The 25899-nt window shown below is 61.2% G+C and carries 19 protein-coding genes; 3 read left to right on the top strand and 16 right to left on the bottom strand.

The features are described 5' to 3' along the window. Position 1 precedes the first annotated feature (1 nt). From BM116_RS00095 to BM116_RS00030, 14 genes are all read right to left on the bottom strand, one after another. Positions 2-1282 (bottom strand): flavohemoglobin expression-modulating QEGLA motif protein, encoded by a 1281-nt coding sequence (locus BM116_RS00095; protein ID WP_083727328.1) that lies wholly within the window; start codon positions 1280-1282, stop codon positions 2-4. A 166-nt stretch (positions 1283-1448) separates the two neighbouring features. Then, complete coding sequence (lysS, locus tag BM116_RS00090; RefSeq protein WP_083727330.1) at positions 1449-2954, bottom strand: lysine--tRNA ligase; 1506 nt, start codon at positions 2952-2954, stop codon at positions 1449-1451. A 79-nt stretch (positions 2955-3033) separates the two neighbouring features. Next, positions 3034-4129, bottom strand: a protein-coding gene (prfB, locus tag BM116_RS00085; RefSeq protein WP_139056975.1) for a peptide chain release factor 2 whose coding sequence is annotated in 2 segments (ribosomal slippage) — positions 3034-4056 and positions 4058-4129 — 1095 coding nt in all. Because the reading frame shifts where the segments join, the coding sequence is not laid out codon by codon here. Between the two features lie 75 nt (positions 4130-4204). After that, positions 4205-4621, bottom strand: coding sequence for a hypothetical protein (locus BM116_RS00080; protein ID WP_083727332.1), 417 nt, complete (start codon positions 4619-4621; stop codon positions 4205-4207). A gap of 33 nt (positions 4622-4654) precedes the next feature. Then, positions 4655-6925, bottom strand: coding sequence for a putative bifunctional diguanylate cyclase/phosphodiesterase (locus tag BM116_RS00075; protein WP_235846656.1), 2271 nt, complete (start codon positions 6923-6925; stop codon positions 4655-4657). A 212-nt stretch (positions 6926-7137) separates the two neighbouring features. Continuing rightward, on the bottom strand, positions 7138-8859 hold the full coding sequence (recJ, locus tag BM116_RS00070; RefSeq protein WP_083727336.1) for a single-stranded-DNA-specific exonuclease RecJ: 1722 nt from the start codon (positions 8857-8859) through the stop codon (positions 7138-7140). After that, entirely contained in the window at positions 8859-9398 is a 540-nt protein-coding gene (locus BM116_RS00065; RefSeq protein ID WP_083727338.1) for a YaeQ family protein, read from the bottom strand. Before BM116_RS00065 ends, recJ begins: the two co-directional genes overlap by 1 nt. A 64-nt stretch (positions 9399-9462) precedes the next feature. Beyond that, positions 9463-10146, bottom strand: coding sequence for a phospholipase D-like domain-containing protein (locus BM116_RS00060; protein ID WP_083727340.1), 684 nt, complete (start codon positions 10144-10146; stop codon positions 9463-9465). Further along, positions 10146-15362 (bottom strand): DNA repair ATPase, encoded by a 5217-nt coding sequence (locus BM116_RS00055; protein WP_083727342.1) that lies wholly within the window; start codon positions 15360-15362, stop codon positions 10146-10148. Before BM116_RS00055 ends, BM116_RS00060 begins: the two co-directional genes overlap by 1 nt. A 71-nt stretch (positions 15363-15433) precedes the next feature. Continuing rightward, positions 15434-17482 (bottom strand): flotillin family protein, encoded by a 2049-nt coding sequence (locus BM116_RS00050; protein WP_083727344.1) that lies wholly within the window; start codon positions 17480-17482, stop codon positions 15434-15436. A 54-nt stretch (positions 17483-17536) separates the two neighbouring features. Beyond that, positions 17537-18178: a hypothetical protein gene (locus BM116_RS00045; RefSeq protein ID WP_083727346.1), complete on the bottom strand. Its 642-nt coding sequence runs from the start codon at positions 18176-18178 to the stop codon at positions 17537-17539. A 31-nt stretch (positions 18179-18209) separates the two neighbouring features. After that, on the bottom strand, positions 18210-18905 hold the full coding sequence (locus tag BM116_RS00040; RefSeq protein WP_083727348.1) for a PspA/IM30 family protein: 696 nt from the start codon (positions 18903-18905) through the stop codon (positions 18210-18212). A gap of 14 nt (positions 18906-18919) precedes the next feature. Beyond that, entirely contained in the window at positions 18920-19540 is a 621-nt protein-coding gene (gene bacA / locus BM116_RS00035) for a biofilm formation regulator BacA (RefSeq protein WP_083727350.1), read from the bottom strand. Positions 19541-19791: 251 nt separating this feature from the next. After that, complete coding sequence (locus BM116_RS00030) at positions 19792-20280, bottom strand: MgtC/SapB family protein (protein ID WP_083727366.1); 489 nt, start codon at positions 20278-20280, stop codon at positions 19792-19794. 146 nt (positions 20281-20426) lie between these two features. Between BM116_RS00030 and BM116_RS00025 the strand changes: the two genes are divergently transcribed. After that, positions 20427-21752, top strand: a complete 1326-nt coding sequence (locus BM116_RS00025; protein WP_083727352.1) for a diguanylate cyclase domain-containing protein — start codon at positions 20427-20429, stop codon at positions 21750-21752. A 14-nt stretch (positions 21753-21766) separates the two neighbouring features. Here BM116_RS00025 and BM116_RS00020 read toward each other — a convergent pair whose 3' ends face one another. Continuing rightward, on the bottom strand, positions 21767-22684 hold the full coding sequence (locus BM116_RS00020; RefSeq protein WP_083727354.1) for a DUF808 domain-containing protein: 918 nt from the start codon (positions 22682-22684) through the stop codon (positions 21767-21769). A gap of 167 nt (positions 22685-22851) precedes the next feature. Between BM116_RS00020 and BM116_RS19280 the strand changes: the two genes are divergently transcribed. Together BM116_RS19280 and BM116_RS00010 are read left to right on the top strand one after the other, a co-directional pair. Next, entirely contained in the window at positions 22852-24168 is a 1317-nt protein-coding gene (locus tag BM116_RS19280; protein WP_083727356.1) for a methyl-accepting chemotaxis protein, read from the top strand. Between the two features lie 84 nt (positions 24169-24252). Then, positions 24253-25449: a CaiB/BaiF CoA transferase family protein gene (locus BM116_RS00010; protein ID WP_083727358.1), complete on the top strand. Its 1197-nt coding sequence runs from the start codon at positions 24253-24255 to the stop codon at positions 25447-25449. Between the two features lie 209 nt (positions 25450-25658). Here the strand turns inward: BM116_RS00010 and BM116_RS00005 are convergent. Then, positions 25659-25899: transposase (locus BM116_RS00005; protein ID WP_139222346.1), on the bottom strand; the 241-nt coding region annotated here is incomplete at its 5' end.

Genomic DNA, 25899 nt, shown 5'->3' with positions numbered 1-25899 from the left:
CTTACAGAATATTGGCGTAGTCGGCTTCGACCCGCTCCAGACTCAGGTTGTTGAGAAAGCCCGAGAAACACATCCAGGCACTCAGGGCGTTGAGATCAGCAAAGGGCGCCGGCAGATAGCGCGGCGGCACCACCAGCCCCTCTTCCACCAGCTGCCCCAGGGTGCGCATGTCTTCCAGCGTGGTCTTGCCACAAAACAGCAGCGGAATTTGCTGCAGCTTGCCTTTACGCACCGCCAGCTGAATGTAGTTGTAGGTGAGGATAAACCCCTTCAGGTAAACCAGATCCTTGGTAAACGGCAGCCCTTCGCTGGAGGAGCCACGGAATACGCGGCTGGCATTGTTGTAGCCGTCGTCGCGCGAGTAGCCTTCATCCCGGTAAAACTGGAAGACATCCAGGAAGTTGCCCCCGGTCTCGGCAATCTGAATCGCCCGAGTGCGATCGGTCAGCTTGCGCAGGCGCGCCGGATAGGAGTTGAAGGTCAGCACCTCCATCAGGATCGCCAGCCCTTCCTGGGTGACCGTAGAAGACGGCGGCCCCTTGGCCAGGAAGGTGCAGATCGGCTGATGCTGGCCGTTCAGACTGGTCGCCACGTGCACCATACCCTCGTGCACGGCAAGAATATTCAGATCCCGTTGATTGAACAGCGCATCAGTGCGGATCTTGATGTAATCCGCGCCAGCAGCGGCATCAGCAACAATACCGTCGGACTCGAATACCCGCACCGCCTGGTCATCCGGAAACGCCTCATTCATGCGCGCCTGGAGAATCTCGACTGCTTCTGGCGCAGCAATGGTCTTGGGCTCTCGGGCCAGGTCAGTACGCGCAATATTCTTCAGCGACTCGCTCAGCGTGATACCCAGGTCGGTCAGGGTCGGATCACCCGCGTGAAAAGCATCAGAGGCCGCGCCGTAGAGCTCTTGCGAGATCAGGCCAAAATCCTGGGTGCCACGCGCCTCCAGCATGCGGATAACCATGCGGTACTCGCGACACATGCGCCGCATAATCTGTCCAACCGGGTTGAAACTCCCCAGCTGGCGAGTGATGTCGCGCTCGATATCCTGAAAAATCTGCCGCCGTTCGGCCGGATCAAAGCTCAGCGGGCGCTGAGCGTAGTAATCCGCCGTCACCTCCGGCAGCGCCTTGCAGCGCTTTTTGAAAAACGCATCGCGAATACCATCGTCCCACTTGATAGCATCCAGCACCCGAATCGGCGCCTGCGCCTCGACAATGCGGTCGGACAGACTGCGGATGACCAGCTGATACTGCTCACTCTGTTTCACGGGGTAGCTCCCTTGGGTCGCAGCTGCAAGCTTCAAGCCGCACGCTATAAGCTGTCCATACAGTCCGTACTCTCGCAGGTTACACGAACCAGCCGATAATCATCATAGCCCTGATACAACTCGCACTGCTTGCCGCTTGTAGCTTGCGGCTTGCAGCTGAAACGGCTTACGCCGTTTCTGGCCGCATGTGCGGGAACAAAATCACATCGCGAATCGACGGCGAGTTGGTCAGCAGCATCACCAGGCGGTCGATACCGATGCCTTCCCCTGCGGTCGGCGGCATGCCGTACTCCAGCGCACGAACAAAGTCGGCATCGTAGTGCATGGCTTCGTCGTCACCGGCGTCCTTCTCCGCTACCTGAGCCAGGAAGCGCTCGGCTTGATCTTCGGCATCGTTAAGCTCCGAGTAGGCATTGGCGATCTCACGGCCACCGATGAACAGCTCAAAGCGATCAGTCACGTTCGGGTTCTGATCGTTACGACGCGCCAGCGGAGACACTTCAAACGGATACTCGGTAATGAAGTGCGGCTGCTCCAGCTTACTCTCGACCAGCTCTTCGAAAATCATCACCTGCAGTTTGCCCAGCCCCTCGTGACCCAGCACCTTGGCGCCGGCTTTCTTGGCGATGACGCGTGCCTTCTCGACATCGTTGAGGTCGGCTTCGGTGATGTCCGGGTTGTACTTGAGGATGGAGTCGTAGACCGACAGACGAACGAAGGGCTCGCCAAAATGGAATACCTTGTCGCCGTAGGGCACGTCGGTGGTGCCGAGTACCGCCTGTGCGAGCTCGCGGAACAGCTCTTCGGTCAGGTCCATGTTGTCGTTGTAGTCCGCGTAGGCCTGATAGAACTCCAACATGGTGAATTCGGGGTTGTGGCGCGTCGAGACACCTTCGTTACGGAAGTTGCGGTTGATCTCGAACACCTTCTCAAAACCGCCGACGACCAGGCGCTTGAGATACAGCTCCGGCGCGATACGCAGGAACATCGCCATATCCAGCGCGTTATGATGGGTTTCAAACGGCTTGGCCGCCGCACCGCCCGGGATGGTCTGCAGCATCGGCGTTTCGACTTCCAGGAAGCCGCGTTCGTTAAGGAAGCGGCGAATGTGGGCGATCACCTGCGAGCGCACACGGAAAGTGTGGCGCGCTTCTTCATTAACGATCAGGTCAACATAGCGCTGACGGTAGCGCTGCTCGGTGTCGGTCAGGCCATGATGCTTGTCTGGCAGCGGACGCAGCGACTTGGTCAGCAGGCGTACGTTTTTCATGTGTACATAAAGATCGCCCTTGCCCGAACGCGCCAGCGTGCCTTCAGCGGCGATGATGTCACCCAGGTCCCAGGTCTTGATCGCTTCCAGCGTCTCGGCCGGCAGGCCCTTGCGGTCAACGTAAACCTGCAAGCGGCCGGAGGTGTCCTGCAGCACCATAAAGGCACCGCGGTTGAGCATGATACGACCGGCAATCTTGACCGGAATGGCCGCTGCTTCCAGCTCTTCCTTGCTCTTGCCCTCATACGCCTTTTGCAGGTCAGCGCACAGGCTGTCGCGGCGGAAGTCGTTGGGGAAGGCGATGCCCTGCTCGCGCGCGGTGGCCAGTTTGGCCTTGCGCTGGGCGATCAGCTGGTTTTCTTCCTCATGTTGGGCTTGCAGGTCTTGTGGCTGGTCGGTCATGTCGGTGAATCCCGGAAAAAATCAATTCGGTTGCCGGCCCGCAACGCGGGCCATGGCAGTGTCTCTTGCGGCGGCTGGTTTAGAGCCCCTTCTTCAGGCTGGCCTCGATGAACTCGTCGAGGTCGCCGTCCAGTACCGCGTTGCAGTTGCTGTTCTCAATGCCAGTGCGCAAATCCTTGATGCGCGACTGGTCGAGCACGTAGGAGCGAATCTGGTGCCCCCAGCCGATATCGGACTTGGTGTCTTCCAGCGCCTGAGCGGCCTCGGTGCGCTTCATCATTTCCAGCTCGTACAACTTGGCACGCAACATCTTCATGGCGTGGTCCTTGTTGGCGTGCTGCGAGCGCTGGTTCTGGCAACTGACCACAGTGTTGGTCGGAATGTGGGTAATCCGTACCGCCGAGTCGGTGGTGTTAACGTGCTGACCACCGGCACCCGATGAACGATAGGTGTCGATACGCAAGTCTGCCGGGTTGATATCAATTTCAATATCGTCGTCAATCTCGGGGGAGGCAAACACCGCCGAGAACGAGGTGTGACGGCGGTTGCCGGAGTCAAACGGGCTCTTGCGCACCAGACGGTGTACGCCAATTTCGGTGCGCAGCCAGCCAAAGGCGTATTCGCCGCGAATGTGCACGGTCGCACTCTTGATACCGGCGACTTCCCCCTCGGACAGTTCGACAATCTCCGCATCAAAGCCGTGCTGGTCCGCCCAGCGCAGGTACATGCGCAGCAAAATGTTGGCCCAGTCCTGGGCTTCGGTACCACCGGAGCCGGCCTGAATGTCCAGATAGCAGTTGTTGGCGTCCATATCGCCGCTGAACATGCGGCGGAACTCGAGCTTCTCAAGCGCCTCTTGCAGGCGCTGCAGCTCGGCTACCACATCATCTACCGCGCCCTGATCACCCTCTTCGGCAGCCATTTCGAGCAGCTCGCTGGCGTCAGCGAGGCCGCCGCTCATTTCATCCAGGGTGCCGACAATCTCGGCCAGCTGGGCACGCTCGCGTCCCAGGTTCTGGGCACGCTCGGGTTCATTCCAGACGCTGGGGTCTTCCAGCTCGCGCTCTACTTCGGTCAGACGATCACGTTTGTGATCGTAGTCAAAGATACCCCCTGATGGTTTCAGAGCGGCTGCGCAGATCTTTGATAGTGTTCAGAATCGGATTGATTTCCATGGTGACGGACCCCGGCAGACAAAAGCCGCCATTGTAGCGGAAATCGGGCGCTGAGTGCAGAGCCGCGCCGCAGGCTCAGGCGCGACTGGCAAAGGCGCGCAGAAACACCAGCGCGCCCACGCCCCAGAGCGCATTGAGCACAAAACCAATGACAAAACGCGGTACAAACTGCTGCCAGTCGAGCCCGTAACCCTTGAGCGGAAAAACCACCAGCAAGGCCACCAGCGTCAGCGCTACGCCGCCGAACAGCGCCGCCTTCAGCCACAGCCACTGCTTGCCCATGCGTGACAGCGCGACCACCAGCACCAGCCCCCAAACGCCACCCCAGAAGGCGGACGACAGCACCGCCGGCACACCAAGGGGTTCGGTAGGGCTCAGGGAGAACGGAGGGAAAGGCACAATACCGGCCGAGTGCAGCAGCCCGAGCGCCGGCTGATGAAAACAGAAAACCGCCAAAAATCCCGCGGCAAAGGCCTGCGCTGCATGTCGCATGACTGTCATCACTCAGTGCCCCCAGTGCATCTTTTACTGCACTATAGCAGGCGCCTGCACCGCCTCCTGCTCGCCCTCTTCAAGCTCTTCAGTGGCCGAGAGGCGCTGCAATACCGGATGGATGGCCAGCGCCGACTGAGGCCGGCTGAACCAGTAACCCTGCACAAACTGGCAGCCCTCGTTATGCAGAAAGTCCATCTGCTCCAGGGTTTCGATACCTTCGGCGATCACGTCCATGTCCAGCCCACGGCCCAGGCCGATAATCGCCCGACTGATGGCTTTCAGGCGTTCGTCAGTGGGCGCTTTGGTGATAAAGCTCTTGTCGACCTTGATGATGTGCAGCGGATAGCGATGCAGGTACCCCAGAGAGGAAAACCCAGTACCGAAGTCATCCAGCGCAATCCGCACCCCCATGCTCTCCAGCTCACGCAGCGTGGCCAGGGTTTCCGGCCCATCGCGCATCAGCAGACTTTCAGTGATCTCCAGCACCAGGCTGGCGGCTGGTAGCGCAGTCTCCTTGAGGATCAGCGCCACCCGCTCGGCAAAGCCGGGCTCCTGCAACTGCCGACTGGACAGATTGACCGAGCAGCGCAGCCCCGCCAGCCCCTGCTGGTGCCACTGATGCACTTGCGTGCAAGCCTGGCGGAGCACCCATTCACCGACAGCGACGATTTCTCCGGACTCCTCCAGCACCGGAATGAACTGATCCGGCGGCACCAGGCGCTCTCCCTGCCACCAACGCAGCAGAGCCTCCACGCCCACCACCTGCGCACGCCCGGCAGACACCTGGACGATGGGCTGGTAGTAAAGCTCAAACTGGTCACGCGACAGGGCTTCGCTCAGGGCATTTTCCAGGTTCAGCCGCTGGGTCGCCTCTTCTTGCAAGCTCTCGTTGTAGAGCGCCAGCTGGCCCTTGCCGAAGGCCTTGGCCCGGTACAGCGCCAGGTCAGCCTCGCGCAGGGCGTCCTGCTCGTTACCGCGCCCGGTCAGCGGCGCCACGCCAATACTGACGCTGACGGCAAGCCGGCGCGACCCTGCAATGATGGGGTATTGCAAGGCGTGCATTATGCGCTTGCTGACCAGCTCGGCATCCAGCGGCTTGGCCATATCGTCCAGCAGCACGACAAACTCATCGCCACCAAAGCGCCCCAGATGGTCGCCGGGCCGCAGGCAGCGCTCGATACGCTTGGCGACCTGAATCAGCACCTGATCCCCGATCTGATGTCCGAGGCTTTCGTTGATCAGCTTGAAGCGATCCAGATCGATAAACAGTACCGCAGCATGCCGCGCCCCGGGTTTGGCCTGCCGCTGCAGCGCCTGACCGAGTAGCTCGCCAACCTGTTGACGGTTCGGTAAGCCGGTCAGCGCATCATGCAGCGCCTGATGCGCCAGCGCCTCTTCGGTCTGCTTGCGCTGGCTGATATCGGTCAGCGAACCGGCGAGCAGATGCTCACCATTCAGGTCCGTCGCCATCACCGCGCGAATCATCACCCAGATCAGACGACCCCAGCTGTCGCGCAGCTCGCACTCGTAATGCAGAAACGGCTGCCGTCCTTCCAGGTGCGCCTGCACCGCCGCCATAAAGCGGCCGCGCTGACTCTCAGGAATCAAGGCAGCCCAGTCATCCAGGGTGCGAGGGGCGCGAGCAGCATCCAGGCCAAGCATGGCCAGCCAGCGCTCGGACAGATGCAGGCTATCTTCCTCTACATGCCACTCCCACAAACCGTCGTTGGCACCACGCACTGCGCGGGCATAGCGATCCTCGCTCGCCTGCAGGGCCTGCTTGTCGGCGGCGATATAGGTATCGGCGGTCAGGGTGATATCGAAGAACGCCGCCTTGAGCAGGCAGCCGTAAAGCTGTTCGGCCAACTTGGGCTCGGCATGCCAGTGCCGGCCAATCGCCTTGTGCATGAAGTCGAGATAGAAGTGAAAGGCCGACAGATACCATTTCAGATCAACGCCGAGACGCTCGTGGGTCAGGCCGACCAGCACCCGCAGGCGCACGTACTGCATATCGTAGGGGCCGCGCAGCAATTGTCGAAAATAGGCCTGCTGCTGGCCCTTGAGGCGCTGCATCCGGCCAGGCTCGGCGAGCACCGCAGCGCTGCCCTCAAAGTGGCTCAAATGAACAAATAGCGCGTCGATGCAATCGGCGTGCAACCGATCCAGCGTCGGCAAATGAGCAGCCAGACAGGCAAACTCCGGTTCACCAATCAACAGCAAGCGCAGGCGCTCACGCACCTCGTTCGGGTTCAGTCCAAGCTGACGCTGCATATTGAGCAACTGCTGTTTTAAATCCGGCACTGCCAGCCCCCCAGACAGGCCGAACAGTGCCGGCCCAAATGTGATTCAATCTACATTCTTGTATCAGGCATCAGAAACCAAAGTGCCATCAAGGTCAATCCCCGCCACCCGAATGGGCTAACGAAGTGCCCCTGAGTTGTACAACGGCCGCATTGCGGTTTGATGGCGCTCGGCCTGGTACTGGGCTAGCCGGCAGGGGGAGCCTCAGGCGCTCAACCGCGCTCCAGGTGCCGTACCATCAGCTGCAGACTGCGGCGGCCACGGAACTCGTTGATATCCAGCGTATAGGCCAAAAGCACGTGGCGCACGCTCGGGTCCGGCCAGAGCTGCGGATCGATATTGAAGGCAATGGCATCGTACACCTCGGGGCTGCCAGCGGCGCGCAGCAGCATCTTCAGGTGGCGCTCACCCACCAGCCGTTGCTGCACCAGCTCAAACTCGCCATGGAACAACGGCTCTGGGAAGTGCTGCCCCCAGGGGCCGGCTTCGCGCAGCGATGCCGCCATATCCAGGGACAGCTCGGCAACCTCAAGCTGCCCGTCCGACAACAACCGCCCGGTCAGGTCTGCCGGTTGCAGCTGACGCCGCACCTCGGCATCGAAAGCCGCGGCAAAGGCCGGAAAATCCGTCTCGCGCAGAGACATGCCCGCCGCCATGGCGTGGCCGCCGAACTTGCTGATCAGCTCCGGGTGCTGGGCCGCAACGGCGTCCAGCGCGTCCCGGATATGCAGGCCCGGTATCGAGCGGGCCGAGCCCTTTATCATGCCCTCTCCGGCATCGGCAAAGGCAATCACCGGGCGGTGAAAGCGATCCTTCAGGCGCGAAGCGAGAATGCCGATAACGCCCTGGTGCCACTCGGCATCGAACAGGCACAGACCAAAGGGCAGGTCCTGCTCGTCGAGCTGCATGGCCTCCAGGGTTTTCAGCGCCTGCTGCTGCATATCGCGCTCGATGGCCTTGCGGTCGCGATTCAGGCCATCCAGCTCACGCGCCATATCCAGCGCCAGCCCCTCGTCCTCGGTCAACAGGCACTCGATACCCAGGCTGATATCGTCCAGGCGCCCCGCCGCGTTCAGACGCGGACCAACAATAAAGCCCAGATCGGTTGACACCAGACGCTCGCGCGGTCTGCCGGCAACCTCAAGCAGCGCACGAATACCGGGACGGCAGCGGCCTGCCCGAATACGCGCCAGCCCCTGGTGCACCATAATGCGATTGTTGGCATCCAGCGGCACCACGTCGGCCACGGTGCCCAACGCCACCAGATCCAGCAACTCGGCCAAATTGGGTTCGGCCCGGCCGGTTTCGGCAAACCAGCCGCTCTCACGCAGCGCTGCTCGCAGCGCCAGCATGACGTAGAAAATGACCCCCACGCCCGCCATCGCCTTGCTTGGAAAATCGCAGCCCGGCTGGCTGGGGTTGACGATGGCGTTGGCCTCGGGGAGTTGCGCACCCGGCAAATGGTGGTCGGTAACCACCACCTGCAGGCCGGCAGCCCTGGCCGCCGCTACGCCTTCAATACTGGAGATGCCGTTATCCACGGTCACCAGCACGTCCGGGCGACGGGTCAGCGCTACCTCGACAATCTCTGGCGTCAGCCCGTAGCCGTACTCAAAACGGTTGGGTACCAGGTAATCCACCTGCGCCGCCCCCAGCTGTCGCAGGGCCAGCACGGCAACGCTGCTGGCGGTGGCGCCATCGGCATCAAAGTCGCCCACGATCAGTATCGAGCGCCGCTCGCGCAGCGCTGATTCCAGCACCGCAACCGCCTGCGCAATGCCGCGCAGCCCAATGTAGGGCAGCAATGCCTGCAAGCGGCGATCCAGCTCGGCCTCACTGAGCACACCACGGGCGGCGTAAAGCCGACTGAGCAGTGGCGGCAGCTCCCCGAGCGCCGGCAACACCTCAGGCAACGGGCGGGTTTCGATGCGCATCAGCGCTGCCCCTGCAGCCACTCCAGGGTCAGCTCGTGCTGCTGATCACCGTCACTGACATAAAGCACGCCGTCGCTGATCATCACGCCCCAATCGATGCTGCGCGGCAGATCAGTCGCGAGCGCCTGCAACGGCTCTTCAGCAAGCGCCGCCACATTCAGGTTGCTCAGAGTTGCGGCTGCTGACAGTTGCTTGTTCTGCCAGACCCGGGTACTGCCGTACACCAGCACGGACACTTTCTGGGCGCGACGCGAGCACCAAGTCATACGCTCGGCATCCGGCTGACCGACCTCGATCCAGTGCTCGACGCGGTCATCCAGGGTCTTGAGCCACAACGCAGGCTCATCGACATCCGAGAGCCCGCGGCCAAATGCCAGGCGCTCCTGATACCACAGCGCATAGGCCAGCAAGCGTACCGCCAGCCGCTCCTCGGTCTCCGACGGATGGCGGGCAACGGTCATGCGTACCGTCTCATACACACCCAGATCGGTATCGGTAATGTTCAGCTGAACCTTATAGGGAGTTGCCTGCAGTGCCATGAGAAAAGTCCTGTGGGAAGCCGGGCGGCAGTGTAACGCATCCACCGCATCGACGCAGAACCGGTCACACCGCGAAACGCTGCCAGAGGTCTTCGAACTCGCGTACGTAGTCGGCAACCAGCGGCGCATGGTCGATCACCAACAGATTCTCCTGATTGTAATCACTGGCGCTGCGCGTCCAATTGAAGCTGCCGTTAAGCAGAACCCGATCATCAAACAGGGCGAACTTGTGGTGCATATGATACGGACCGGGATCGACCCGCAGGGGAATGCCCTCATCACGCAGCATGGCGATATCGCTGCCCATGTCGTGCTGCTTCTCATGGTCGCTGATGATCCGCACCTTGACCCCGCGCTGATGGCAGGCCAGCACCGCGCGGCTGAGACGGTCATCGGAAATGGTAAAGACACAGATACTCAGGCTGTCACGCACCTGATTGCACAAGTCCAGAATCCGTCGCCGGCAGCTCTCGCCCGGGCTGAAGTGGGCGCTGGCCACCTGCACATCGTTGACCTGCGAGGCATCCAGCGTCTTCACCACCTGCTCAAGCCATTTCAGCGCCGGCATGACGTTCTCCGGCTCTGCCGCAAGCTCACGCACCAGTGCAAAGGCGCGATTTCGCAAAAAGCGGATGCGGTCAGGCTCAAGCCCACCACCCAGCTCACGCAGCTCAACCCGCTCGTCGTTGCTCAGACGCAAATCGGCCACGCTGTCGCGCAGCACCTGGTCAAGTTGTTGAAAGTCCATCATGGCTTGCTGTCATCCTGGTCATCTAGGGTCACGACCTTCAGTTGCCGCACAATGTCGAGCAGCCGGGTCTGTGCTTCCCGCCCGGCCACGACCTGACGGTCCATTACATCGGCCAGCGGCGTTACGGTTGCGCGCATGCTGTCCGACAGCCCGTCGAGCATCTGTTGAATCAACTGCTGGGGCGGCATCACGACACGCACCTTGGGGCTCAGCTTGTGCAGTGACTGCAACGCGGCGAGCAGCTCATCCCAGGGCACAGCCACCTCCGGCTGGCCAGAACCGGCCAAGGCGCGCACGCTCTGCACCAGATCGTTGAGCTGACCGACCACGCGCTTGCCCACATCCGCGTCATCACCGCCCATGGCGCGATTGCGTAGAAAGTCCGCCTTAATCTGCTCCCAGCGCTGGGCACGTTCTGCATTCAGCGTGCCGCGCAACTCGGCCAGCTTGAGCAGGTTTTCCTCGGCTCCGGTGGTCAGCAGCTGCGACTCGCCCTGGTAGTGATCATCGACCAGTTGCTGCAACTCCTGCTCGTTCATGACGGCCGACACCTTCTCCGCCAGCTTGTTCATGTTGCGATAACTGCCCTGCAACTTGAACGGCGGCTCGGTGCGATAGCGATCATCCTGCGCGGCGCTGGCGATGTACTGCTGGTTGACCCGCAGCACCACGTCACGCAACTGCATCATGCGCTGCAGGGTGGCAACCATGTCGTTGATCTCGGCCGCGCTGTAGTCGTAACTCAGTTCATTGGCAGAGAATGGCTTGCCTTCGGCCTTGGCCACCAACCGGTACAGATCATTCAGGTCGCGACCAGCCAGGGGCGCAAGCACAGCGTTTGAAGTCAGACTGTTTTCGATGTAGCTCAGCGCGAACACATCGTTCATGCCCGCCAAGGTGTCGCCGAGGTTATAAATGTCGGCACGGTTGGCCAGCATGTCCGGAATGCGGAACACCTCACCGGACTCGGTGTAGGGGTTACCGGCCATGACAACGGCAAACTTGCGACCGCGCATGTCATAAGTGCGCGTGCGCCCCTTCCAGACGCCTTCAATGCGGCGGGTGCCGTCGCACAGCGAGATGAATTTCTGCAGAAACTCCGGATGGGTGTGCTGGATGTCATCGACATACAGCATGACATTGTTGCCCATCTCCAGCGCCAGATTGAGCTTGACCAGCTCCTGCGCCGCGGTCGCATCCGGTGCCTGCGCCGGATCCAGCGAGCGCACCTCGTGCCCCAGCGCCGGCCCGTTGATCTTCATGAACACCAGGCCCAGCGCGTGCGCCACATATTCCATCAGGGTGGTTTTGCCGTAACCGGGCGGGGAAATCAGCATCAGCAGACCGTTCAGGTCCGAACGCCGCCCCTCACCCACGGTACCCATCTGCTTGGCCAGGTTGTCGCCGATAACGCCCAGATACACATCGTTGATCAGGCGGTTACGCACAAAGGAGGTGAGCGGGCGCGGCTTGAACTCAGCCAGACGCAACGTCTTGCGCTGCTCATCGAGCAACTGCTGGCGCAACTGCTGATAGCGCTCCAGCCCCGGCTGAAAATCCTGCCGGTGCTGACGCAAGCGGCTGAAGAACTCGTCCACCGCCAGCGTCAGCGCGCCGTCCTGCACGCGTGGGTGCTGCCCCAGCAGGCCGGACACCGCAAAGCGCAGATCAACCTCGACAACGGTCACCGGAACCTGCGGCTGCAGCAGACACAAGGCAACCGCCTCGGGCACGTATCGACGCAGCGGAGCAAAGGCCTCCTGCTCGCACAGACCGCTAAACCAGTGCTGCAAGAATTGCCACTGCTGCCCCGGCGCCCCGGCAAGCCGCTCAACCGACTGCATGCAGCTGTCCCACAGACCGAGTGGCGCCAGATGCTCCTGCAGCCCGACACACAGTTGCTGGGCATAACGGCTGACCTGCCAGACCGGCTGCGGCTCGGCCAGCCACTCGACCAACCAGGCCGCTGCGGCTTCCAGCGTCCTGCTGTCGGCCTCGATCAATCGCTCTTGCAGCCAATCAACAAGACGGGACTGCACCTCACCCTGCAGTTGCAGCAGCGCATCGGCACGCCCGAACAGCTGCTGAATCTGCAACACGGCGGCAGCCCGTTCAGCCCAACCGGACACCGCCTGCGTATCGGCACTCTGCCCCCAGAACAGCATTGCCAGCGCCCGTGCCTGCGGATCAAACCGTAGCAGGCCGGCACTGGCGAGCAGTGGCAACAGCTGCGCCAGAATCAGCGCCGCGTCGTGATCGTGAATACCCTTCTCGTAACCCTCGCGATAGCGCGGCGTCGCGATCTCGCGCAGCGTGCGCACCAGTTGCTCCGGCTCAAGCAACTGCTGATGCAGCAGCTCCATGCTCAAGCCCGCCTCTGCCCGCTGGGCCAGCGCGATAACCTCACCGGCGAGGTACTCGGCGCGATAGAGCTGCGGCGACTCGGACAGCAGGCCGCCATCCCAGTAGTCACGCAGGGCGTCCAGCTCGTCGTTGACCAAGGGTTCAAAATAGTCGGTGCCCGTCAGGTGCAAGCTCAGCGAGTCACCACGGGGCAGCAGGGTCAGGTCGAGTTCCTGGGCATTGACGCTGAAGCGGTGACGCGGCCCCAACCGGATGACATTGCCGCCACCTTCGAACAGTTCACGCTTGTCGCGCAGACCACGCACTGCCTGATCCCGCGCGCCCTTGAGCCGCGCCTCAATGTCATCAGCCTTGACGTTGTCGTGCAGCGCGCGCAGCCGTTCGATCAGTTCACGCAGCTTGAGAATCAGCGGGTCGGTGGCAAAAAAGGCGTTCAGCAAATCCGGCTCGGTCAGCCGACCGGTGCGCCGTGGCAAGCTGTCGATGATGCGTACCGCCGCGTCCTGCAGCCCCTGGGCACGGCGCTGGCGCTCATCCAGCAAGCGCTGGCGATGGGCTTCAAAGGTCTCAAGCAACTCTTCGCGCTTATCGAGGATGTCACTGAGAAACGCCTCGTGCCCGCCAAACTGGCTTTCCAGCTCTTCGAGCTGCACCAGCAGGCGCGACAGCTGCTCATCGCAGCTCTCCGGATCCTGCGCCAGCGCCAATGCGTTGGTAATGGCCTGGCTGAACAGCTTGAACTGGGCGCCGAATTGCGCGACCTGCTCGGCCGAGCCCAGCGACTTGCGCCGCAACTCGGCCCGCGCCTTAGACTGGTTGAGCTTGGCATACAGCTCGGAGATGGCCTCAACCACGCGGGTGCGCTGGGTAGCGTCATCAATGCGCAGCGACGCCATCAGCTCGGACAGCATGTCCAGCCCCGCCGCCATCGCGGTCAGTTGCTCCAGCGGTTCAGCCAGCTGGGTGACCGTTTCAGCCTGCTCGGCGCTCGCATCCAGCTCCTGCAGCTGATGGTGATAGGGCGCCAGCGCCTGCTCGCCGGCGAGAAAACTGGACACCTCAGCTGCCAGCCGCTCGTGCTCGGCCAGCAGCTGCGCTTCCATCTCGTCGATCTGCTCGACATTGATGTGGCGGTACTCGCGAATGGTAAGCAGCTTGCCGCGTTGGGCGTTGAGCGCCCCCAGGGCATCAACGTAAGCCTGAACATCAGTAAACTCTTGCACCGACAGGCCTGACATCAGCTCCTGCTGACGCGTCTGCGCCTCCGTCATGGCCCGTGCTGATTGCTGCCGAATGCTCTCGACCTTCTCAAACTCGTCCAGCACCATGGCCGCGCTGGAGGATATCTGCCGCAGCAAAGGAGCAACGCCGCCACAGGCCTCATCACTGAGCCAATAATAGGCATCGAACAGGCGTTGGGTTTCCTGGCACAACAGCGCGTAACGCTGCAATGAGACCTCATTGCTGTCGATCTCACGCGCCAGGTTCAGCAGGTCAGAAACACCGCGCACCAGCTCGGCGTTACCTATGCGTCCAAAGAAACCGCCGCGTAGCGGCTGAGCGGCGGCGTGCTCGTCGGTATAAAAAGGCGTCTGCCAGACCTGCATCGGGTGAATGCGCGTCGGCTCATCGCCTTCGGCAGAAAAGATCACCATGCGCCCATCAGCCAGCCGCGCATGCCCGTGGCCAAATTGCGGGCTCTGCAATTCACGACTGATCAGGTTGTAGGTAAATAGCGCCGAACGGCCCTGCTCCGGGTGATAGAAAACGTACTGCACATCCTCGCCGTTGGGCGAGCGGACAGAGCGCTTGAAGCGCATGCCGTCCATGGGCTGATCAAAGGTGCGGTACTCGCCACTTTGCAGATAGCAGCCGCCAGGGAAAATGATGCCGTGATCTTCCGGCAACTGCACGCAGGCCTGTCCAATCGCATCGATGCGCTGCACCTTGCGCGTCAGGGTATTGAATACCAGATACCGCCACTGCTCCTCGCGGTACGGCAGCACCTTCAGCAGAATCAGCGAGCCCAGGTGGGCGTACTCAATCTGTACATCATTAAGCGACTGGGTCTTGTCGGCGACCGGCTCGCGGTAGATACCCAGGCCGTCCTCGGTGTTGTTCTCCACCTTAACGGTCAGATCACCACCCAGGGTATCGACAAACAGGGTATCGAGAATATTGAAATGCGAGTGCCGGCCCTGCACCACAGCGTCACGGCCGGCAGCAGTCCACTCGAAATCAAAGGGCCGCGGCAACTGGATATCGCGCTCACCGCGATTATCGATGTAGCGCACCTGACTGCCGTCAGCGGACACCGACCAGCGGAAGACCCGCACATCGCTGATCCGCTCGCCAATCTGAAAGGCCGCGAGCAGCTTGCCTTCGCGCACGCTCAGTTGCAGCAGCCGCGTGTTCTTGTAGTAACGATAAAGCTCGTCAAAGTCGTTGACGAAGCTGGCCTCGGCCAGAAAGCTGCCAGCCGGATCAACAGGCTGGGCGTCGTATTCGCCATCCTGCTGCACTAGCCGATAAAGGGAGAAAACGTCCTGTACTCGGGTTTCCTGCTTGAGCCCGATAAACACGTTGTAGCCGAACAGCATCAGCCCGCCGACCTGGGCGATATCGCGTGCGATGCAGTTGTTCTCGGTGCGCACGCGCGTGCGACCAATCACCTCGATCGGCTGACTGCCGAATTCCTGCTGCCGCTGGGCATTCAGCGCCTCGGCCAGACCGGCCAGTTGCCGGCCCTGCTCCAGCAGCCGCTTGTGCAGTACCTCGTAGGCACCACCTTCAGCTACAGCCCGATCAACCAGGCCCTGTGCCTGATCTTCGCCTGCTGACTCTGACATCCTCGTCATTCCCGAATTGGCTTAGCAATGCAACGCCCCGGCCGTGCCGGGGCGTCAAGCGGTAAGGTGTATCAGGCGTCTGCGCTGCCCTTGTTGGCCACGTTCGGCATATCGCTGTTGCCGCGGCCGGCCAGCAGCCGTTGCAGCACGTCCTGCACCACCGGGCTCTTGCCGACCACACCTTCAATGGCCTTGCCAACCGACAGCGACTTGGCAAAGGAGTTGAAGAAGTCACCCTCCCCGCCCACGATCTCGATATTGGCCTTGCCGAGTGCTGTCGACAGCACCTCTGCCTGATCCCGCGCAATGTCCTTGTTGGCGGCGATGGCGGCCATGGCTTCTTCGAAGCTCTTCTCAAGCTGCATGCGGAATTCTTCGTGCTGACGAGCATCGGCGCTGAGTGCATCGAGTGCGGAGAACTTTTTGCCCAGACCTTCGGCTTCGGCGTTGAGACGCTCCAGCAATACTTCGGCCTCGACCAGTCCCTGATCCTTGGCAGCACGCGCCTTGGCCACACCAAGCTGCTCTTCGCCGCGCGCTTGGGCGGTGAGTTTTTCTTCCAGCACCTTGGCTTCTGCCAGGCCTTCTTTCTCCTTGGCAGCCGCCTGCGCCTCGATCACCCGCGCCTGCGCCAGCCCCTGCTCCTGCTCGCCCTTGGCCTGAGCAATCAATTGCTCGGACTGAATACGCGCCTCGGCCAGACCTTCCTTCTCTTTGGCTGCAGCGGTAACTTCGCGCACACGGGCCGCAGCCAGACCATTGGCCGCAGCTTCTGCCTGCGTACCTTCGGCGCGCTTCTTGGCCGCCTCGGACTGCTTGGCAGCCGCTTCCAGCTCGGCCTGGGCCAGATTGTTCATCTCGACCGCCTTGTGGCGAGACTTGGTTTCATCGGCCTCGGCCTGCTTGACCTGCCTTACCAGTTCCTGTTCGGCCTCAGCCTGTGCATTGAGCACCTGAACCTGCTTCTGGCGATCGGCCTCGGCGACTTCGCGTACTTCCTTGATGCGCTCTTCTTCCTGCGCCACGGTTTTCTCGACCGCAACACGCTCACGAATCACGCCGGCAATATTCTTGCGCTCTTCCTCCAGCGCCTTCTCTTTCTCGATGCGCTGCAGCTCGACTTCACGCTCACGGGCAACCACTTCCAGATCACGCGCCCGGGTGACCTTCTCGACCTCAATCACCACAGCGCGCTGACGATTCTGCTGAGCCACCTCGACTTCGCGGTGGTGGTTCTCGCTGCGAATGTCCAGATCCTGCTGAGTCTGAATACGCGCCTGTTCGGCCTTGAGGCGCTCCTCTTCCTGCACCTTGACGGTTTCGGCCTGTTCACGCGCCCGGATAGTTTCGATTTCACGCTCCTGGCGCGCCTCGGCATCCGCCTGTTGGCGCTCCAGTGCCAGCGTCGCTTCGCGGGTCTCGACGTTCTTCTTCATGATCGCGAGCTCTTCGTTACGCTCCAGCTCGTTGGTGATCACGTTCTGGGTCGCGGTCAGCTCGGTAATCTTGCGAATACCCTGGGAATCAAGAATGTTGGTGGGGTCGAGCGAGGTGCGTGGTGTTTGCTCAAGGTAGTCAATCGCAACGTCTTCAAGCACATAGCCGTTGAGGTCGTTGCCGATGACCTCGATGATGCGGTCACGGAAGTTCTGGCGCTCTTCAAACAGGCTGACAAACTCGAATTTTTTACCGACCGTTTTCAGCGCCTCTGAGAATTTGGCGTTGAACAACTCATTGACCGCAGTGCGATCAGAGGCGCGATCCACCCCGATCGCCTTGGCCACCTTGAGTACGTCCTGCTGGGTCTCGTTTACCCGCAGGTAGAAGGCGACCGTAATGTCAGCACGCAGATTGTCCTGACAGATAAGCCCGTCCTTGCCGCGCCGATCCACTTCGAGCGTCAGCAGGGAGATTTTCATGAACTCTTTCTTGTAGATCACCGGATAAACCAGCGCCCCGGTGAAGTGCACCTTGGGGGTAGAGCTCATGTCGTTCACGATCAACGCCGTGCCCTGGGGCACCTTGATGTAGAACGCATTGAAAAGGACAAAAAAACCGACGATCAGCAGAAAGACAATACCAACCCCGATCAGGAAGGGCATTACCATGGACATACTCATTACGCTCAAACTCCTTTGCAGCGCGACACAGCACCGGAACAGTGCCGCCTCGCACTATTTCCCGTTAAATTCGTCTTCACCGATAACCCGATAGGCGTGCTCTGCCTCCAGGTATTCCAGCAGGACCAGACGGTCGCCGCGCTTGAACCCCAGCGCCGGGTCCGCGCGTACACGCAGGATCAGCCCCGCACCGCCGTCTTCCATCACCGCCTCGCCCAGTCGATCACTGACCAGCGGCGAGCGCACCACGACCACCTGCCCCAGCAACGAGCGCGTGGTCGAGCCCAGCGCCTTGCGAAACAACGGCCGTAATGGCGCCACCACCAGCCGGGTGACAGGCACCGCCACCACCAGCGCCAGCACGATGACCACCAATCCGAGGGGATAACGCAGCAAGCCCAGCGGCAGCCACCCCAGCAACAACAGCTGGGTGAAGTAACTGGCCAGCCAGGCAAAGAACACCAGCACCGTCAGCACCAGGGTGACCGGGACGTCATGCAGCCCCAACTTCATCAGCAGGCCGCCGAGGCCTTCGGCATTGGACGGATCGTCCATGCCGCCGTCACCACCGGTGTCCAGCACGTCAACATCCACTGCGCCCAGCGCCACCGTCAGCCAGTACAGCATGGCCACGCACAGCATGAAGCTGAACAACACTACCGGAAACGTCAGCGACGTCTGAAAGAAAAGCTCCATCCCGATCCCCCTCCCTGACCGCTCACAGCACCTAGCTGTCGGAGCGCTGCTTCAAACGCTCAAGCACACTGTCTGCGCTGCCGGAGGCCGGCGTAATGCCCGCCGCCCGCAGTTTCTCTTCAAGCGCCTGGTCGGGGCTGCCCTCAACCGCCAGCTCGGCTGCAGCCTCCATGCGCGCGCCACGCTCGGCCTGCTTCTGCTTGATACGCTCCAGCGATTCCAGCGCGGTGTGCATCTTGGCCTGAGACCCGCCGTAACGCTGCGATACCGCAAGCTGCGCCTTCTGCACGCTTTCAGTCGCCTTGACCACATCAACCTGTTGCTTCAAGCGCTTGATATTGCCTTCGGCCTGCTGCACCGCCTGACGCAGATTGGCCACGCTGGTGGCGTAGGCCTCGGCCTGTTCGGACTCCAGCTTTGCCTCGTTTTCCAGGCCCGCGATCTTCTCGGCAACTTCGCGCGCCAGCGTCTCGTTACCGGACTCCAGCGCCTTCAGCGCGTACTGCTCGTACTCGGCGATGCGCGCCGAAACTTTACTCAGCTTTTCCGCTGCCAGCTTCTGTTTGGCCATGATATTGGCCAGCGCCTCGCGGGACCGGTGCAACTCGGCATCGGCGTCGCGGATTTCCTGATCGAGGATACGCAGCGCCTGGCTATCGACCAGCGCCTCACCCGCCTCATGGGCACCACCGCGCATTGCAGTCAGCAATTTGCTCCACACGTTCATCAGCTTTCTCCTTATCAGGCTGGCATCGCCAGATGATTCTCGTAGGCCTCGGTGGCCTTGATCACGTTATCGGCCAGCAGCTCGATCTCGAACACCACGTCAGACAGGGCCGAGCCAGAACTCAAGGCGCCAAACATGGTGTAGCAATCGGTGCCGTCGGCCAGGCGCTCAAGGCCGATACTCGACAGCGGAAAGAGCTTGTGGGTGCGCAGCACCTCTTCGTTGAACTTAGTCAGATCACGCACGTCACTCACCGGCCACAACAGGGCTTCAACGATGATCTGCTCGCCAAACACGGCAATGAACAGCGGCAAATCACCGTATTCGTGCATGGTGACGTGCAAGCTGGCTTCACTGCCGTCAATTAGCTCCACACTGGCGCGCTTGCCCTGAAACAACTCGGTACCAACCAAGGCCTTATGCAACGCCGTGGCACTCCAAACCTGCTGCATGCTCATGTCTATCTCCTTCTCCATTGCGTCCAGCTGGGCCATCGGCTGGCGCAGCTTTCGTTCTACTGCCATGAGCGCAGAGGCATGCTCGGGCAATATCCAGACTTCCTTCTTGACCAACCCCTGCTCACGCAAGCGCTGGCGATAAAGTCGTTGATAGTAGGCAGATGATTTCTTTTCCATGAAGCGAGACTAGTTCATCACATGTAACAAAGCAATGAATTACATGTAATGATTTTCAGAGCGCTATTGAGGCCGCACCGGAATCGACAAAACAGCCGGCGCAAACAGGCATTACCAGAGGGACGGATCAATAAAAGGAGGGCGCTTCCATGCAGCACGAGAGAGGCGCGATCCGTGCACCAGCTATTTAACTACAGCAGCCATGGGCGCGTCTGACAAAGAAGAGTCTACTCGCGCACAGTTCGGCGTTTTCAGGAGGGGGATTGCGGAAAGCGGAACAGCATCGGCACCAAGTGGAGAATAATCAGCGCCAGAGCCGCGCAGAGCAGCCCGGTTGCCTGGTGCCCCAGGCCAATGGTGACGCCAATCGCCGCCGTCAGCCAGATACCGGCGGCAGTGGTCAGCCCTTTGACCTGATTGGCGGCATCGCCCTTGAGAATAGTGCCCGCCCCAAGAAAGCCAACGCCGGCAACCACGCCCTGAATCACCCGACTCATGGCGTCATCCAGCGCCCCGGCCACATCCGGCACCAGCACAAACAGCGCAGCGCCAAGGCATACCAGCATGTGGGTACGCACACCGGCAGCCTTGCCCTGGCGCTCGCGCTCCAGGCCCAGCACGCCACCCAGCAGCGCCGCCAGCAACAGCCGCAGGGTGACGCGCGTGCCCTGCTCAATGTCAGTCAGATCGGAAAACTCGTCGGCCAGCGTACTGCTGACGATACGCATCACCTGTTCCATGTCCGCCATGGCGCTCTCCTGTTCCTGGGGAAGCTTACTAGCTTGTGAGTGCCCTGCGCGCCGGTGGTTCATTCCGCAACATCAGATAGCCACTAGCCACCTCAGGCGCGCTATACTGCGATAAAGCGTTCTCGTACGATGATCCAATGACCCTCTTGCTTACCGCCATACTCCTGATAGCGCTGTCGCTCGCCTGCGGCGCTGTATGGCGCAGCAGGCGACAGGCAGCCACCTTCAAGGCACTACTAAAACTATCCCCAAACGGTCTGCTGCTGCTTGACCGCCAGCAGCGCATCGTCTGGCACAACCCGGCTGCTGCCCGCCTGCTTGGCCAGCCCCGCCAGCATCTGCCCGGCCACCTGCCACTCGCCCACTGGCTACCGTCCCTGCGCAGCCTGCCCGCCCCGATGGAACGCATTGAGTTGGTTCTAGCTGCCGAGGATGGGCCGCGCCAGCAGGATCTCACCCGCCTGTCCGATATCAACGGTCAAACGGTCATCCTGCTGCACCCGGAGACCGACCTGCAATCCAGCACCGAGGCTATGGAGCGCTTCAAGCGCAGCCAGTACTTTGCGCAGATCGGCACCTGGGACTGGCATATCGGCACCGACCAGCTGTATTGGTCCGAAGCGATTTACGGCATGTTCGGTTACAAGCCTGGCGAGATCACACCCAGCTACAGCCTGTTCTGCAACAGCGTTCACCCCGACGATCGCGAACATGTACTTGAAGGCGAACTGCGCTGTATCGAGACCGGCGAGAACCACGACGAGGAATATCGCGTCATCTGGCCCGACGGCAGCGTGCACTGGGTAAGAGAGACCGGCAACGTGGTCAAGAACGAACAAGGCGAGCCGGTCAGAATGATGGGGATCGTCCGCGATATCACCAACGAGAAGCGCTCGGCCAACGAGCTGCGCAAGCTCGCCCACCGCGACCCGCTGACCGGCCTGCCCAACCGGCTGATGCTGGAACAGCAGCTCGGTGCAGCAATCCCTCGCGCCCGCACGCAAGACCAGCGCCTGGCGCTGGTGTTCATTGATCTCAACCGTTTCAAGTCAATCAACGACCAGTACGGCCACGCCACCGGTGACAGCGTCCTTATGGAGGTAGCCAAGCGGCTGCGCAGCGCCGTGCGCAACAGTGACATGGTGGCGCGACTGGGCGGCGATGAGTTTGTCGTGCTCTTTGAGGGGCTGCCACGCAGCAACGCAGTGGAGGCCGAGGCTCAGCGCATCAGCGAGCAACTATTCACCGCCCTCACACCGCCGATGCTGCTGCAAGAGGGAGAGTTCCATATCGGGGCGAGCCTGGGCGTTGCGGTGTTCCCAGACCATGCCGTCACCATGGACAAGCTCATCCACGCCGCCGACCTGGCGATGTACGCCGCCAAGCGCAGCGGCAACAACCAGTATCGGCTGGGTGATGACCTGCACACGCAGGCGCAGTTGCTGCAGTCGACCAAGCACTGAGCGACGATTGACCGTCAGGCCCGTGAGCGCAAACGACCAATCAGGGTAATCACGCCCAGAATCACCGCGCCGGCGACAATGCCGAACAGCGCATTCAGCAGGGTTGGCGTCAGGCCGCCCAGCACCGTCCCCACCCAGGGCCAGGTATCGACCTGAGCTGCACTGGCCTCGATCCAGTGATGCACCACCGCCAGGCCGTGGCTGAGAATACCGCCACCCACCATGAACATGGCTGCAGTGCCAACCACCGAGAGGGTTTTCATCAACAAGGGTGCGCCTGCCAGAATGGCACGCCCGGCAGCCTGAGCAGCGGCGCTTGTACGTCGAGTCAGCGCCAGTCCGCCGTCGTCCAGTTTGACGATGCCGGCCACCAGCCCATAGACACCGAGGGTCATCACCAGCGCAATACCGCTGACCACCAGCACCCGGGTGAGAAACTCTGCCTCGGCGACGGTACCCAGGGTGATCGCAATAATTTCCGCCGACAGTACAAGATCCGTACGGATAGCACCGGCGATCTTGCGCTTCTCCCGCGCAACCATATCGATCTGGCTGTCATTCAACGCCTTTACCGTCTCCTGGTGCTCGGCTTTAACGTCGTGCAGAAAGCGGTGCGCGAGCTTTTCGGCCCCTTCGTAACAGAGAAAGGCACCGCCCAGCATCAGTATCGGCGTGATAGCCCAAGGCGCGATGGCGCTGATCAGCAGCGCCGCCGGCACCAAAATCAGCTTGTTGCGCAGCGAGCCCTTGGCGACAGCCCACACCACCGGCAGCTCGCGCTCAGCGCGTACCCCGGTGACCTGCTGGGCGTTCAACGCCAGATCGTCCCCCAATACCCCTGCGGTCTTTTTCGCCGCAATCTTGGTCATAACCGACACGTCATCAAGCACTGACGCAATATCATCAAGCAAAACGAGCAAACTGGTAGCCAAGCAACACTCCATATCGGTTGGTTTAACGACGCACGGCCACAGCAGCGACCGCACCGTAATACTGACCCAGCTGACAGCAAATGGGTTCAAGTAGACGCCTGAGCTGCCGATGCATACCTATAAGAAAGCATCCTTGATGCCTCCACCAGCGCAAGCACGAGACCACCATGTTCGGATCCAGCATCAAAGCAGAGCTTCGACACAGCCAGCAATTAGCCGCCAGCCAATCTCGCATACTCGACGCCATCCGGCAAAACCTTGCATGGATCGAGTTCACCCGAGATGGTGAGATTCTCGACGCCAACCAGGCGTTTCTCAACGTTGTTGGCTACAGCCTGGACGAGGCGCGTGGTCAGCATCACAGCCTGTTCTGCACCCCAGAGGTGACCGCAGGCGCCGACTATCGCCGATTCTGGCAACGGCTCAGCAGTGGCGAGTCATTCACGGACCGCTTCGCGCGGATCGACAAAAGCGGCCGCAAGATCTGGATGGAAGCCAGCTACATACCCGTGACCGATGCGACCGGGGCGGTGGCTCGCGTGCTCAAGCTGGCCTTCGACATCACCCGTGAGGTAGAGGCAGAGCAACAGCACCAGAGTCTGCTCAATGCCATCAATCGCTCCATGGCAGTCATCGAATTCACCCTGGCTGGCGACATTGTCACCGCCAACGACAATTTTTTGCAGACCATGGGCTATCGACTGGATGAGGTGAAAGGCAAGCACCACCGCATTTTCTGTCACGAACGCACCGCTAACAGCCCGCGTTACCAGCAAGACTGGGAGCGCCTTAACCGGGGAGAATACCTCTCCGACAGGTTCAAGCGCGTCAATCGCAGTGGCCAAACCATCTGGCTACGCGCCACCTACAACCCGCTCTATGACAGCCAGGGCAAGCTGTATGGCGTGGTCAAGTTTGCCAGCGACATCACCGCCCAGGTAGAGCGCAGGCAGGCCGAGTCGGCCGCCGCCAAACTGGCTTTCGAGATTGCCGAAGAAACAGACGAAAGCGCTCGTACGGGTGCAACTACAGTCGAGCAAGCTGTTGAAGTTGTACGTTCCATCGCTGGGGAGCTGGACGCGGTGTCCGAGCACATTAATGCGCTAAACACCCAATCGGACCGTATCAACAGCATCGTCCAGGTGATCCGAGGCATCGCCGATCAGACCAACCTGCTGGCCCTCAATGCCGCAATTGAAGCAGCCCGCGCAGGGGACCAGGGGCGCGGCTTTGCCGTTGTTGCCGACGAAGTACGTAATCTGGCTGCCCGCACCAGCCAGGCGACGGTCGAGATCAACGAGGTTGTACACCAGAATATGGAACTGGCGCATCGCGCGGTCGATGGCATGGCTGGCAGCCGCAGCAAATCAGAGCAAGGTGTGCAGCTCGCCAACCGGGCAGGCGAAGTCATGCTGGAGATTCGCGAGGAAGCGCAGCGCGTGGTGAATGCCATCGGGCAATTCGCCGATGCCATTAAGGATTAGGGAGGCACCGATCAGCTCCCTGCCGTTCCGCCCAGCAGACCTTTGACCTACACTGGCGAGCCAATCATCACCGCCGGAAGCGCCATGGACACAGCCAAACCCCTCGCCGGACTCAAGGTCATCGAACTCGGCACGCTGATCGCCGGCCCCTTTGCCGCTCGTATTTGTGCGGAGTTTGGTGCGGAAGTAATCAAGGTCGAATCACCCAATGGCGGCGACCCTCTGCGCAAATGGCGCAAACTTTACGAAGGCACCTCGCTGTGGTGGTTTGTGCAGGCGCGCAACAAGCAGTCGCTGACGTTGAATCTGAAAGACGCCGACGGCATTGCCATTCTCAAGAAGCTGATCAGCGAGGCGGACATCCTGATCGAAAACTTCCGGCCCGGCACACTGGAAAAACTGGGGCTGGACTGGGACACCCTGCACACACTCAACCCGGCTCTGGTAATGGTGCGGCTGTCCGGCTTTGGCCAAACCGGGCCGCTGATGGATCAACCGGGCTTTGGCGCCGTAGGCGAATCCATGGGCGGGCTGCGCTATATCACCGGCTTTGAAGACCGCCCGCCCGTGCGCACCGGGATATCCATCGGCGACTCCATTGCCGCGCTCTGGGGCGTGATCGGCGCACTCATGGCCCTGCGGCACCGCGAGGTCAATCAGGGCAAGGGGCAGATTGTCGACGTCGCGCTCTACGAAGCGGTGTTCGCGATGATGGAAAGCATGGTGCCGGAGTTCGACGTCATGGGCTTTGTGCGTGAGCGCACCGGCAACATCATGCCCGGTATCACCCCCTCCTCCATCCACACCTGCAGCGACGGCAAAGCGGTGCAGATCGGCGCCAACGGCGACGCCATTTTTCAGCGCTTTATGCGCGCCATTGGCCGCGAGGATCTGGCCGATGACCCGGCGCTAGCGGACAACGCCGGCCGCGACACCCGCCGCGACGAGCTGTACGCATTAATCGACCGCTGGGCAGCGAGCCATCCGCAGGACGAGGTGTTAAAAGTTTTGGAGCGGGCCGAAGTCCCGGCCAGCAAAATCTACTCCGCCGCCGACATGTTCACCGACCCGCAGTACCTGGCCCGCGAGATGTTCCTCAACGCCACCCTGCCCGATGGCAAATCCTTCAAAATGCCCGGCATCGTACCCAAGCTCTCCGACACCCCCGGCAGCGCCGAATGGACCGGGCCAGCGCTGGGTGAGCATACCGATGCCATCCTTGGCACGCTCGGATACAGCGAACAGCAAATTGCCGAGCTGCGTGCGCGGGGAGCAATCTAAGCAAGCATCGCTTGCGGGACACAGGCAAACGCGCGCAGCGCAGCAGCCGTGCTCGGACGCAGAGCGTCCAGTCAGGCGCTCCCACGCGAAGCGTGTGGGAGCGATCAACGTGCTCGCATGGTGGAGTGCACACCCGGGTTTCGTCCCGTTTACGCGGGCGAGTAGCGCAGATTTATCGGGAAAAAGAAGCGTAGATACCGTCTTCGAACTTAGTGCGCAATGGCCAATGCGGGATCGAAGGGCTTACCTGATTTGAGTACTCCATAGGCGATACTCAGCAACTTACGCATGGCCGCGCACACGGTCTGCTTACCCTTTTTGCCCCTGGCCCTCAGACGCTCGACTTGCGCCTTGATCGCTGGGTTGTAGGTCATCGCTACAACAGCAGGTAGGTAGAGCGCACTGCGCAATCGAGCTGACCCTGTTCGTGAGATGCGAGTACGACCGTAG

Origin of the sequence: Halopseudomonas pachastrellae, from assembly GCF_900114765.1 — a bacterium.
In the GTDB taxonomy this organism is placed as follows: Bacteria; Pseudomonadota; Gammaproteobacteria; order Pseudomonadales; family Pseudomonadaceae; genus Halopseudomonas; species Halopseudomonas pachastrellae.
This window is presented reverse-complemented; position numbering and strand designations above follow the sequence as displayed.